10 protein-coding genes are annotated in these 12,344 nt (G+C 61.5%); 7 read left to right on the forward strand and 3 right to left on the reverse strand.

The features are described from left to right. The first annotated feature begins 38 nt into the window (after window positions 1–38). Window positions 39–1,136 (forward strand): glycosyltransferase family 4 protein, encoded by a 1,098-nt coding sequence (locus QA637_RS20860; protein ID WP_153439846.1) that lies wholly within the window; start codon window positions 39–41, stop codon window positions 1,134–1,136. Next, a complete protein-coding gene (locus QA637_RS20865; protein WP_153439845.1) occupies window positions 1,133–1,945 on the forward strand; it encodes a polysaccharide deacetylase family protein in 813 nt (270 codons plus the stop codon). The genes QA637_RS20860 and QA637_RS20865 overlap by 4 nt, the downstream gene beginning before the upstream one ends. Here QA637_RS20865 and QA637_RS20870 read toward each other — a convergent pair. Next, the gene (locus QA637_RS20870; RefSeq protein ID WP_153439844.1) at window positions 1,932–2,762 is read right to left on the reverse strand and encodes an MBL fold metallo-hydrolase; all 831 of its coding nucleotides are present in this window, start codon (window positions 2,760–2,762) and stop codon (window positions 1,932–1,934) included. The genes QA637_RS20865 and QA637_RS20870 overlap by 14 nt on opposite strands. Before the next feature lie 255 nt (window positions 2,763–3,017). On the opposite strand from QA637_RS20870, the gene QA637_RS20875 reads away from it, so the two are divergent. Beyond that, complete coding sequence (locus QA637_RS20875) at window positions 3,018–4,181, forward strand: DUF3095 domain-containing protein (RefSeq protein ID WP_153439843.1); 1,164 nt, start codon at window positions 3,018–3,020, stop codon at window positions 4,179–4,181. Window positions 4,182–4,251: 70 nt separating this feature from the next. Here the strand turns inward: QA637_RS20875 and QA637_RS20880 are convergent, their stop codons facing one another. Both QA637_RS20880 and QA637_RS20885 read right to left on the reverse strand, forming a co-directional pair. Continuing rightward, window positions 4,252–5,589 (reverse strand): nucleotide sugar dehydrogenase, encoded by a 1,338-nt coding sequence (locus tag QA637_RS20880; protein ID WP_283066642.1) that lies wholly within the window; start codon window positions 5,587–5,589, stop codon window positions 4,252–4,254. Between the two features lie 182 nt (window positions 5,590–5,771). Next, entirely contained in the window at window positions 5,772–5,981 is a 210-nt protein-coding gene (locus QA637_RS20885; protein ID WP_283066643.1) for a hypothetical protein, read from the reverse strand. Between QA637_RS20885 and QA637_RS20890 the strand changes: the two genes are divergently transcribed. From QA637_RS20890 to QA637_RS20905, 4 genes are all read left to right on the forward strand, one after another. Then, entirely contained in the window at window positions 5,980–7,332 is a 1,353-nt protein-coding gene (locus QA637_RS20890; protein WP_153439840.1) for an adenylate/guanylate cyclase domain-containing protein, read from the forward strand. The genes QA637_RS20885 and QA637_RS20890 overlap by 2 nt on opposite strands. 27 nt (window positions 7,333–7,359) lie before the next feature. After that, the gene (locus tag QA637_RS20895; RefSeq protein WP_283066645.1) at window positions 7,360–8,328 is read left to right on the forward strand and encodes a polysaccharide lyase family 20 protein; all 969 of its coding nucleotides are present in this window, start codon (window positions 7,360–7,362) and stop codon (window positions 8,326–8,328) included. Between the two features lie 224 nt (window positions 8,329–8,552). Then, on the forward strand, window positions 8,553–10,445 hold the full coding sequence (locus tag QA637_RS20900) for an ABC transporter ATP-binding protein (RefSeq protein ID WP_153439838.1): 1,893 nt from the start codon (window positions 8,553–8,555) through the stop codon (window positions 10,443–10,445). Then, window positions 10,442–12,343 carry an ABC transporter substrate-binding protein gene (locus QA637_RS20905; protein ID WP_283066648.1) on the forward strand — a complete coding sequence of 634 codons (1,902 nt, stop codon included), beginning with the start codon at window positions 10,442–10,444 and terminating at the stop codon, window positions 12,341–12,343. Before QA637_RS20900 ends, QA637_RS20905 begins: the two co-directional genes overlap by 4 nt. The last annotated feature ends 1 nt before the right edge of the window (window position 12,344 follow it).

Raw genomic sequence — 12,344 nt, forward strand, 5'->3', positions numbered from 1 at the left:
TTGACATCCGATCGTGAAGGCGGGATAGCTCGCTTCGAATGAAGATCGCTTTTTACGCGCCTTTGAAATCGCCCGATCATCCCGTCCCCTCCGGCGACAGGCAGATGGCGCGCCTGCTGATCGAGGCGCTGCGGCTGGGCGGCCATGACATCGGCATCGCCTCGCAACTGCGCAGCTTTTCGCGCGAGGCATCTGACGAAGTACTTTCATCGCTCCGGGCGCAAGCCGATCTGGAGTTTCACCGGCTTCGACGCCTCTGGCATGCCAAAGGACCACCCGACGCGTGGTTCTGCTACCACCCTTACTACAAGGCGCCGGACCTCATCGGTCCCCGCATCTCCGCGGAATTCTCCATTCCCTACATTACCGCCGAAAGCTCGTACTCCTACCGCCGCAACGTGGGCGCCAGGAAGCCGGCCCAGGATGAGGTTGCGGCTGGCGCCAGGCAAGCCGCCGTCAATATCTGTTTTACGCACCGCGACCGCGAAGGCTTGGAAGAGGCCATACCGGGTGTCCGATATGCCATGCTTGCGCCGTTCATAGACGTAGCGCCATTCCGCAAATCACGACAATCCGAGGTCGATATCTGCCGGCTGCTGGCAGTGGCGATGATGCGGCCGGGCGACAAGATGGAGAGCTACCGGATGCTCGCAAAGGCTCTGGCACTCGTAATCGATCTGCCCTGGAGACTGTCTATCGTTGGTGATGGCCCCGCCCGGGCGGACGTGCACGAGGCTTTCTCCGGGCTTCCGGCCGAGAGGCTGGATTGGCTCGGCGAGCAGGAACCCGGGGCGATCGCCGGGATTCTTGCGCGCGGCGATCTCTACGTCTGGCCGGGCTGCGGGGAGGCCTACGGCCTCTCCTATCTGGAGGCCGAGGCGACCGGCCTGCCGGTCGTCGCGCAAAGAACGGCCGGCGTTCCGGAAGTCGTCATGGACGGAGAGACGGGACTGTTGACGGAGGCGGGTGATATCGACCAGTTCGCAGCGGCGATCCGGCGGCTGATCAGCGACAGGAGCCTGCGTGCCAAGTTCGGGACCAACGCGCGCCGCTTCGTTGTCGAGCAACGCTCGTTGGAGGCCGCGGCAACGCGCCTCGGCGAGATCTTCAAGGGTTTCGTGGAGAAGGCGCCATGATGGAGACGTCGATTTGGCAGCCGATGATCGACAGGTTCGATCGCTTGAAGGCGGCCGGACGGCGCGTCGATTTCTGGTTGCGCGACGACGATGCCGTCGAGCCGACGCCGGCGCTCGACCGGCTTATCGATTTGGCGGATCGTTTTTCCGTGCCGATCACCTTGGCGGTCATCCCGGGGCACACGGGCGGCGAGCTTTCGCATTACCTTGCCCGGCATGATGATATCGGCATTGCCGTTCACGGCTGGACGCACCAAAACCATGCGACGCCGCTGGAAAAGCGGCAGGAGCTTGGCGGCCACCGTCCGCGAGAGATCGTTCTCGACGAGCTGGGCAGGGGGTACTCCCATCTCAAGGCACTCCATCCGTCCTCTTTCGTCCCGCTTCTCGTTCCGCCATGGAACCGGATCGATCCAGGGCTTATCGAGGGGCTGCCGGGCATCGGCTTCATGGCCCTTTCGGTCTTCGGTCCCGAAAGGAAGGGCCGGAGCAACCCGGATGGTGCAAAGACGATGAAGAGCGGTTCGATCGCATCCGCTTTTCCCCGGGATGGCCTGAGCCTCATCAACACCCACGTGGATGTGATGGATTGGCATGGAACGCGCGGCTGTCGGGATCACCGGGAAATCATTCAGGACATTATACGTCGCCTGGACGAGATGAACGTCGACGAGGAGGCGGTGGGTATTCTCACGCACCATCTCGTCCATGACGAGAGCGTATGGGAATTCCTGTCGCGACTGTTCGAGCTGACCGCCGTGCACCCCGCCTGCCGCTGGCGCCGGGTAAGCGACCTCATAGCTCGATGATCTGGCGGTCCCGGGCCGCGAAGGCGCCGTCGAAAAAGGCCTGCACTTCCTCTTCCATCACCGCGAGCTCAAGATCCGTCCGTGATGGATCGTGGTGGAACATGGCCAGGCGCCGCACGCCGGCCGCTTGCGCCAGCTTGGCGCCGTGCATGCCGGTCGAGTGTCCGTAGCCTCGAAAGGCCGACATCTCCGATTCAAGATAGGTGCAGTCGTAGACCATGAGGTCGGCGCCGGCGATGAACTCGAGGATTGCCGGATCGAGAATCCCGGCCTCGTGTTCGGTGTCGTAGATCAAGGCGACGGCACGGCCGCCCCAGTCGATCCTGTAGCCCACGCAACCCCCGGGGTGATTGAGACTCATCGTGCGGATGGTAACCCCTTTGCGGGGCGCGAGCGTGTCTCCCGGGCGGAAATCGACACAATCCATGCTCGACTGACAAATGTCGGTATCGACCGGGAACCATGGCGGCCGCATGAACTCGCCCACCATTCGCTTGGTGCTCATCCTGCCGTAAAGATGGCCGGACCAGAAACGCACGGCGGTGCTGCAATTGTAGATCGGCTTGAAATAGGGGAGGCCGATGATGTGATCGTAGTGACTGTGCGTGAAGAACAGGTCGTACGCCGATATGCCCTCCGACGTGAGCGCCACCCCGGCTTCACGCAACCCCGAGCCGGCGTCGAAGAGCAGGACTTCGCTGCCGCAACGAACTTCGATGCAGGGTGTATTGCCTCCATAGCGTAGAAATTGTTCGCCGGATACCGGCAAACTGCCTCGCACTCCCCAGAACCGCACTCGAAAGGTGTTTTCCTGCATTCCCGTTTTTGCTTCGTCCTGCTCGCCTCGGCACTTTTGCCTGCGTGCACTTCCTTAGACAAGCACAGATCATAAGGGTCCTGCAACGGCATAAGGTCCAATTAGATTGTAGGGGTTGCTTTATTTCTAAGTCGTCTCCTCTAAAGCCTGTTTTGAAACTTTGTCTTCCGATCTAACGTATTTAGAGCGAAGCGAAAAAGAATAAAGCGATTCCCGAGCGCATAGGGCTAAAGTCGAAAAAGGTTGGACGCAGTCATGGCGCAAGTAGGTGAAATGCAGTTCTACGGAGGCCTTCCTCTTTTCGAGGCATTCGAGGGGGTTGCCGACGAGGCGAACTACCGGCCCTTGCCCGATGGATGGATGTTGGCGGTCGCTGACATCGTCGATTCGACCGGCGCCATTGGGGAGGGGCGTTACAAGAGCGTCAATATGGCGGGCGCAAGCGTCATATCGGCGCTGATGAATGCGCTCGACGAAAGAAACCTGCCCTTCGTCTTCGGAGGTGACGGGGCGCTTGCCGCAATACCGGCGTCAATGGCGCCCAAGGCGCGTGCAGCATTGGCCGCTGCGAAGACCTGGGTCGCGGAAGAGCTTGGCCTCGAACTGCGGGCGGCACTTGTTCCGGTTGCCGATATCCGCGCCAGCGGGCGCGACATGCGGGTGGCGCGCTTCAAGGCGAGCGAGGAGGTCTCCTACGCCATGTTTTCCGGCGGCGGCGCCAGCTGGGCAGAGGCCGAAATGAAAGCCGGGCGCTACCAGATCGAGGCCGCGCCGACCGGAAGCAGACCGGATCTGACCGGGCTATCCTGCCGCTGGAATCCGATTGTTTCCCGCCATGGGGCAATCGTCTCGATCATTGCCATTCCGGGTCTGCGCGGCAATGGTCCGGAGTTCCAGGCACTTGTTGGCGACATCGTGGCATTGGCCGAAGGCGAGGAACGCGGCGGGCATCCCGTGCCGGAGAACGGTCCCGAGCCTCGGCTCTCCATGCAAGGGGTCGCTTTCGAGTCGCGCGCCGTGGCGCGGAAAGGGCGACGTCTTCTAGCCTGGTCGTGGATCACCTTGCAGAGCCTGATGCTCTTCGTGTGCTTCAAGTTGGGGTGGAACATCGGTACGTTCGACACCATGCAATACAGGCGCGATCTCGTCAGAAACTCCGACTTCCGAAAGTTCGACGACGGGCTGAAGATGACGATCGATATCGGCGTCGAGCGGCTCAGCCAGATCGAGGAAAGGCTGAAGAGAGCGGCCGAGGCCGGCGTCTCCAGCTACGGCTTGCATCAACAGGATTCCGCGCTGATGACCTGTATCGTACCGGCGGCCATGAGCCGCGATCACGTGCATTTCATCGACGGGGCCGCCGGGGGCTACGCCATGGCGGCGAAGAACCTCAAGGCGGCGCTCGCTCCAGTCGGCTAGATCGCAATGATTTCGGTCGAATCGATCCGAAATCATTGCGATCTAAAGGCGCGAATGCTCGCAAGGAACGTCAGGCCTTGACCACGTGGTCCGCAACAATGCCGAGACGTGCAAAGACGTTGCGCGTATCGACGATCAGCGGTGCCCAATCGGCCAGCGCCTTGTAGTCGATGCCGTCATGGTCCGTTGCGATAAGCACGGCATCGAACCGGCGCACGCTCTCCTCGTCGAAGGGGATCGATCGACGGCCCTTCAAGGGGAGATGCTCGCGGGTCGAAGGGATCTCGTCGACATGCGGATCGTAGAAGGCGGCGTTGCCGCCGCGCTCCTCGATGATCTCGATCAGCCTGAGCGAGGGGCTTTCGCGAATGTCCGGTACGTTCTTCTTGTAGGCGAGACCGACGACGAGAACGTTGGAGCGGCTGAGCGCCTTGCCCTGCCGCCTGTCGAGCGCCTCGGCTAACCGGCCGACGACATGGCGCGGCATCGCCGAATTGATCTCGCCGGCGAGTTCGATGAAACGGGTCGGCAGTTCGTATTCGCGGGACTTCCAGGTGAGGTAGAACGGGTCGATCGGGATGCAATGTCCGCCGAGTCCCGGTCCCGGGTAGAAAGGCATATAGCCGAACGGCTTCGTCTTGGCCGCTTCGATGACTTCCCAGATGTCGATCCCCATGGCCTCGTAGACGACCTTGAGCTCGTTGACGAGGGCGATGTTGACAGCGCGGAAGATGTTCTCGGTAAGCTTCACCGCTTCGGCCGTGGCGTTCGAGGAGACCGGTACGACGGTCTTGACCACGGCGCCATAGAACTGCTGCATCAGCGCCGCCGCCAGCGGACCGTCGCCGGCCACGATCTTCGGGATGCTCGCGGTTTCAAAGGCGCGGTTGCCCGGGTCTTCGCGCTCCGGCGAGAAACCGAGGAAGAAGTCCTCGCCGGACTTCAGCCCCGCTTCTTCGAGGATCGAACGGACGATGCCGTCGGTGGTGCCGGGATAAGTGGTCGACTCGAGAACCACGAGCTGGCCCGGCCTCAGTGTTGCGGCGATCGAGCGTGCCGTTCCTTCAACGAAAGAGAGGTCGGGGTCGCGGTGCTTGGTCAATGGCGTCGGCACGCAGATGACGATCACGTCGCACAGGCCAAGATCAGTGAAATCGGTCGTCGAACGGAAGCGGCCCGCGCGGATCTCACGGCCAAGCGCCTCATCCGTGACCGCCTCGATATAGGAGCGGCCGCTGTCGAGGGCGATGATCTTTGCGGGATCGATGTCGAACCCCGTCACCGGAAAACCGGAGCGTGCCACCGCGACGGCAAGCGGCAGACCGACATAGCCAAGGCCGATGATACCAATCCGTGCCTGGCGCGCGGAGATCGATTCAAGCAACCTGTCGTGATGAAGGGCGGTCAAGATAGGGTTCCATCTGTCAGGGGCAGGGCGGGCGAATGCTACGATCCCGATTGCCGGAAAATGTCGCCGTTTTGTTGGCGAGAAAGGCGTCGCAAGTCAAGCGCAGGCCCGCGCGTCGTATGCCGCCCCAACAATTGCAGGGTGCAATTCAACGGCCGACCTGGCGTACATTCGACGTGTGATTAAAAATTTCGAACGTCTCTGGAAATCGGGCTCGCCCGTAAATATCTCGGAGCAAGAAGACGCTGCGATAGAATCGCCGCAACTACTGCCGCCAGGCGCGGCAGACGCCGTTCGTTACAACGGGCATCACAGGTGGACGCGGCCTTGATTGCAAGGTCCGCGCGATAGCCGTCGGTGTTGACCGTCATGCCGATGATGAGGAATGCCATGAGCCCGATCAACAATAGCGTTGTTTCCGAAATTCTTCTGGACAAGGTCGCAGACTGGCTCATGCGAGCATCGTTGAGCGACGAGACGCTCGAAACGCTCGTGCGCGGCTTCTGCGAACGGCTGGCGGCGGCGGGCCTGCCGCTCATGCGCGTGCATCTCTCCTTCTCGATGCTGCATCCGCTTTACGACGCGCTCGGTTTTACCTGGTGGCGCGGCAAGGGCGTCGAGGTGAGCGGTTTGCGCCATGAGGAGCTGGCGCTCAATCCCGACCGGTTTCTGCGCAGCCCCTACTATTATCTGCTCAACAACAACCTCGATCACGTGAGGCGGCGCATCGATCCGACGGAGCCGTCGGAGTTTCCGATTTTCGATGAGCTGAAAGAGCATGGGGCCACCGACTATCTGGCCTTCATGCAGCCGCTCGGGACCGATTCCGACCATGGCATGGTGGGGTCCTGGACGACGGATCGCCACGGCGGCTTCAGCGACGACGTGATCGCGGCGTTGCTGAAGCTTCAGAATCATCTGGCGGTTGCCGCCAAGGTCGCGGTTCTCGGCAAGCTCGCCGACAACATGCTGACGACCTATCTCGGCGCCAACGCCGGGCGTCGCGTGATGAGCGGGCAGGTGCGACGCGGCGACGGCGAGACGGTCCGCGCCGTGCTGGTGATGGCGGACATGCGGGGATCGACCATGCTCGCCGAGAAGGAAGGTCGCCAGGCCTATATCGAGACGCTGAACGGCTTTTTCGATGCGATCGCGACGCCGTTCAACCGAAACGGCGGGCAGATCCTGAGCTTCGTTGGAGACGGGTTCATTGCAGTCTATCCATGCGGCCGCCACAAGGAACCATCGGAAATGGCCAGCCGCGAGGCGTTTGCGGCGGTGAGTGCCGCGACGGCGCGTGTGGCCGCGCTGAACGCGGAAAGGAAGAGACAGGGGCGCGATCCGATCGGCTATGGAATTGGCCTTCATGTCGGCAACGTCATGTTCGGCAATGTCGGGCTTCGTGACCGGCTGACCTTTTCCGTCTTCGGATCGGCGGTGAACGAGGTGCAGCGCCTGCAGAGTCTCACGAAAAAATACGCCCACAACGTCGTCGCCAGCGAAGCCTTCGTCAACTATTGCGGCGGCGACTGGGCGACGCTCGGACAGGAAAAACTGCGCGGCGTCCGCCAGAAATTCACCATCCTCTATCCCAAGGACGCAGCGCTTGCGGCGATTGCCGAGGAGCGTCCTGACGATGCAACTCAGGATGGACTTTCCGAGGCAGAGCATGTCATGTTGCTTTATCGCAATACGAAGCAGTCGCCGGGGCCACGCGGCCTCATCGACAAGATGCTGCAATAGATCGATGCTTGCTTTCAGGGAGGTTCGATGTTCCGCGTGGTTTTTCTGGCCGCAGCCCTTGCTGCGACAAGCATTGCGCATGCCCAATCGACGGAACCGCAACTGAACCCGGATCAGAAGCTCGTCGATGGCTTCGAGGGTACGGATTTTGCCCCCGAAGGCGGGCTCTACTATCGCGACAACTTTGAACAGAGCGCCGGCTCCTATGTCTTCCAGAGCGACGTCAAGCGCACCGGCAATGGTGGACTGCAACTGTCCATCGTGCCGAAATGCCCACAGCCGGAAGACGGATGCAGCGAGCGGGCGGAAATCTGGGAGAAGACCGCATTGCGCGTGCCTTACGACCAGGGCGTCTGGTACGGCTTTTCGGTCAAGTTCGCCGACCCCGTTCCGAGCGGAGACCATCGCTATCTCATTGCGCAATGGAAACGAGAAATCGATCACGGCGCCGACGGAGACTTCAGCCCGTTTCTGGCGTTCCGCATGAGCTTGGGTAAGCTCTTCGTTACCGTCGAGACCAATTATCTGCCGCCCGTGTCCACCGGACCGGAGAACACGCCGGCGCACTGCGCGCCGGGGGAGGTGCCCGTCTGGCTTCGGCCGGAACTCAACCAGATGCGCATGCTGGTCGCGGCCGATCCGAACTGGAAGCCCGAAGACGGTCGCCTTTTCAATTCATGCACAACGGGGATCACCGTCACCAATCATGGCAATCCGCTGCCGGACCCGAAGTCCGGCTGGATCGACTTTGCCGTCTTCACCAAGCCAGGGCCCGACGGGTCCGGACATATCGAGCTGTTCGCCAATGGTCAGCCGGTCATTACCGTTAAGGGACATATCGGCCATGCGGATAAGGGGCTCGGCCAGAACCAGTATTTCAAGTTCGGGCCATATCGGGCTGCAGACACGACGAACTGGACACTTTACTATGACGATTTCCGCCGATCCTCGCGGTGTGCGGACGTCCTGACGAATGGCATTTGCCCGTTCTCATAGGCCGTATTGGCCGTCGAGCTGCAGCCCTCCCGGCGGCTCTGGGGGCGTGCTGGACAGCCCGTTTAAGCTAGGCTAGTCTTTTTTCGGTGTCGGACGCTATGGCATCGCCAACGGGGTGGAAACGCCTTGGATGGCAACGATGCGTAGAACCAAAAAAGGAGAGCGTCCATGTGCGTTTCGGGACAACGTACGACGCTCTGGGGTAGTGAGGGAAGCGTGCTGCAATGACATCAGGGGCGGACCTGCTACGGGTTGAGGGTCTGCGGATCACATTTTCCGTGCTTGGCGGCGAAGTCGAAGCCGTCAGGGGGGCGAATTTCAGGATTCTGCCGGGGAAGGTTACCGCGCTGGTCGGCGAGTCGGGATCGGGCAAGTCGGCGATCAGCCAGGCCATCATGGGCATTCTGCCGAGCGTTGCGAGTGTTGGCGGACGAGTCTTGTTCAATGACCCGGCCGCCGCGGGCAAGCCTGTCGATCTGCTCTCGCTCGACCGGGACGGGCGCGAGATCCAGGACATTCGCGGGGCGCGCATCAGCAAGATCTTCCAGGAGCCGATGACCTCATTGTCGCCGCTCCACACGATCGGGAACCAGATTTCCGAGGTGCTGACGACACACACCGATGCGGACAAGGAAGAGCGGAGAGCCAGGACCGAGCAGCTTCTGGGCTATGTTGGATTCTCCAATCCGTCGCGCGCTTACGATATGTACCCGTTCGAGTTATCCGGCGGGATGCGCCAGCGCGCAATGATCGCGATGGCGCTGATCTGTCGCCCGGCGCTCCTGATTGCCGATGAGCCGACAACCGCGCTCGATGTGACGGTGCAGGCGCAAATTCTCCAACTCCTGCGCGAGCTTCAAGCCAAGCTCAACATGGCCATGCTGTTGATCACGCACGACCTCGGCGTCGTTGCCAATATGGCCGACGAAGTCGTCGTCATCTATCACGGCGAGATCGTCGAGGCGGGGCCGGTCGATGCGATCTTCCGCAATCCCCAGCACCCCTATCTGAAGGGCCTGATGGCCGCTGTGCCGCACTTCGACATGAAGCCCGGAGAGCGGCTGAAGGCGCTGCGCGAGGTGCCGGTCAAGGCCGAAAACCTCCTCGGAAATCGACCGGCGCGCAAGACTTCCAACTCCGATGTCCTCATCTCCGTCCGTAACCTGTCGAAGACCTTCACCACCCGCAGCTCGGGCTGGTTCGGCAGCAAAGCTGCCGCCCAGCACCGCGCCGTTGACAATGTCAGCTTCGACATTCGCCGCGGCGAGTGCCTCGGGCTCGTCGGCGAAAGCGGCTGCGGCAAGACGACGGTAAGCAAGATCCTGATGCGCGCGGTGACGCCGGACGCCGGATCGATAACCTACGATGACGGCGGCAAGCCGGTCGACGTCCTGAAACTCGAGGGTTCGGCGCTGAAAGAGCTGCGCTCGAAAATCCAGATGGTCTTCCAGGACCCGGTCTCGTCGCTGTCGCCACGCATGACGGTCAAGAACATTCTCAGCGAGCCGCTTGAGATCCATGGACGTGGAACGCCGAAGTCGCGGATCGAAACCGTACGCTCGCTGCTTCAGGCGGTTGGCCTCGACCAGCGTTTCATCAATCGCTATCCGCACAGCTTCTCCGGCGGACAGAGGCAACGCATCGGTATTGCCCGCGCGCTCGCGCTCGTTCCGGAGCTCCTGATCTGCGACGAGCCCGTTTCAGCGCTCGATGTCTCGGTACAGGCCCAGATTCTCAACCTTCTCAAGGATTTGCAGAAGGAATTGGGCCTGACCTCGCTCTTCATTTCGCACAACCTTGCGGTCGTGGACTACATGGCGGATCGGATCGCGGTGATGTGCGCGGGCCGGATCGTCGAGCTCGCGCCGCGTGAAGTGCTGATGCGCAATCCCGTACACCCCTATACGAAATCGCTGCTGGCGGCCGTCCCTTACCCCGATCTGGACCGGAAGCTCGATTTCGACGCCCTCCAGGCAAGCGGAGGCTCGGACACGCGGCGTTGGGGTGCACAGTTCTCGGACGATGGTGAGGAAGACGCCCTCTTTCCCGCGAATCTCGGCGGCGATCATTTCGTCCTTGCCCGAAAGTCGGTGGATGCAAGGGAGTTACGCCCATGATCACCCGGAGAACCGCGCTGGCGATGCTGGCGTCCACCGTTCTGCCGCCGCGGTTGCTTGCGGCGGGAACAGAGGCTGAGGCGCTCGCGCCGCTGGTGGCGGAAGGCAAGCTTCGTCCGCTGAATGAGCGGTTGCCGAAAACGCCGCGCGTGATCAATGTCGCGGCGAGAGGGCGTACGGCCGGCAAGTATGGCGGCGAGATCCGAAGCCTCATCGGCAGTGCCAAGGACATCCGCCTGATGACCGTCTACGGCTATTGCCGGCTGGTCGGCTTCGACGAAGAGCTCAAGCTCCAGGCCGACGTTCTCGAAAGCTACGAAACGGTCGAGGACCGCATCTTCACCTTGCGTCTGCGCGAAGGCCACAAGTGGTCGGATGGTACGCCGCTCACGACGGAAGACTTCCGCTACTGCTGGGAGGACGTGCTGCTCAACGAGGACCTCTCTCCGGCGGGGCTCCCGACGGCGCTCGTCATGGATGGCGAGGCTGGCAAGTTCGAGATCATCGACGAGCGCACCGTGCGCTATTCCTGGACGATGCCGAACCCGGACTTCCTGCAGAAGCTCGCCGCTCCGCAGCCCCTGATCATCGTCATGCCGTCCGCCTATCTCAAGCAGTTCCACAAGAAGTATCAGGACGAGGACAAGCTCAAGGCAACGATGAAGGAAGAGCGGGTCAAGAAGTGGAGCCAGCTGCACATGCGCATGGCACGCTCCTATCGCCCGGAAAATCCCGATCTGCCGACGCTTGACCCCTGGCGGAACACCACACCGCTTCCGGCCGAGCAGTTCGTTTTCGAGCGCAATCCCTATTTCCACCGGGTCGACGAAAACGGCCTGCAACTGCCCTATATCGACAAGTTCGTGCTGAACGTAAGTTCCTCCTCGCTCATTCCGGCGAAAACCGGCACGGGTGAAAGCGACCTGCAGGCGGCGGGCATCGATTTTGTCGACTACACTTTCCTGAAGGATGCCGAGAAGCGCTATCCGTTAAAGGTCAAGCTGTGGAAGAAGACGCAAGGGTCGCGTCTGGCGCTGCTTCCCAATCTCAATGCTTCCGATCCGATCTGGCGTCCGCTTCTGCAGGACGTCCGTTTCAGGCGAGCTCTGTCGTTGGCGATTAACCGGCGCGAAATCAACATGGCGGTCTTCTATGGCCTGACCAAGGAGAGTGCCGATACGGTGCTGCCGGATAGCCCGCTGTTCCGGCCCGAATTCGCAAATGCCTGGGTGGCATATGATCCGGATCAGGCCAACAGCTTGCTTGACGCGGCGGGTCTGGCGAAACGCGGCAGCGATGGGATCCGTATCCTGCCCGATGGACGGGCGGCGCAGATCGTCGTCGAGACGGCGGGCGAAAGCACGCTTGAGACCGATATTCTGCAGCTTATAACCGATTATTGGCGCGAGGTCGGCATTTCGCTCTTTATCCGGACCTCCCAGCGCGACACGTTCCGCAGTCGCGCTGTCGGCGGTGAGATCATCATGTCGATGTGGTTTGGCATCGATAACGGCGTTCCGACCGCGAACATGAATCCGGGCCAACTGGCACCGACGGCCGACGACCAGTTGCAGTGGCCCGTCTGGGGATTGAATTATCTGTCGCACGGCGAAATGGGCGAGGCGCCACAGCTGCCGCCTGTGGTCGAGCTCCTTGACCTGCTCAAGCGCTGGCGGCATTCGAGCACCGACGCGGAACGGACGGAAATCTGGAAATCGATGTTGTCGATCTACACCGATCAGGTCTTTTCGATCGGCCTCGTCAATGCATCGCTGCAGCCAATCGTCGTCTCCTCGAAGCTTCGCAACGTGCCGGAAGAGGCGCTCTACGGCTTCGACCCGACGGCCTATTTCGGCGTGTACAACCCCGACACCTTCTGGCTTGAACAGGATACCTGAG

This window comes from Sinorhizobium terangae (assembly GCF_029714365.1).
Lineage (GTDB): Bacteria > Pseudomonadota > Alphaproteobacteria > Rhizobiales > Rhizobiaceae > Sinorhizobium > Sinorhizobium terangae.

Bases quoted from the DNA above. Each gene is read 5' to 3' on its own strand.
- QA637_RS20860 (WP_153439846.1), top strand. From the start codon at position 39: ATGAAGATCGCTTTTTACGCGCCTTTGAAATCGCCCGATCATCCCGTC.
- QA637_RS20865 (WP_153439845.1), top strand. From the start codon at position 1,133: ATGATGGAGACGTCGATTTGGCAGCCGATGATCGACAGGTTCGATCGC.
- QA637_RS20870 (WP_153439844.1), bottom strand. From the start codon at position 2,762: ATGCAGGAAAACACCTTTCGAGTGCGGTTCTGGGGAGTGCGAGGCAGT.
- QA637_RS20875 (WP_153439843.1), top strand. From the start codon at position 3,018: ATGGCGCAAGTAGGTGAAATGCAGTTCTACGGAGGCCTTCCTCTTTTC.
- QA637_RS20890 (WP_153439840.1), top strand. From the start codon at position 5,980: ATGAGCCCGATCAACAATAGCGTTGTTTCCGAAATTCTTCTGGACAAG.
- QA637_RS20885 (WP_283066643.1), bottom strand. From the start codon at position 5,981: ATGGCATTCCTCATCATCGGCATGACGGTCAACACCGACGGCTATCGC.
- QA637_RS20895 (WP_283066645.1), top strand. From the start codon at position 7,360: ATGTTCCGCGTGGTTTTTCTGGCCGCAGCCCTTGCTGCGACAAGCATT.
- QA637_RS20900 (WP_153439838.1), top strand. From the start codon at position 8,553: ATGACATCAGGGGCGGACCTGCTACGGGTTGAGGGTCTGCGGATCACA.
- QA637_RS20905 (WP_283066648.1), top strand. From the start codon at position 10,442: ATGATCACCCGGAGAACCGCGCTGGCGATGCTGGCGTCCACCGTTCTG.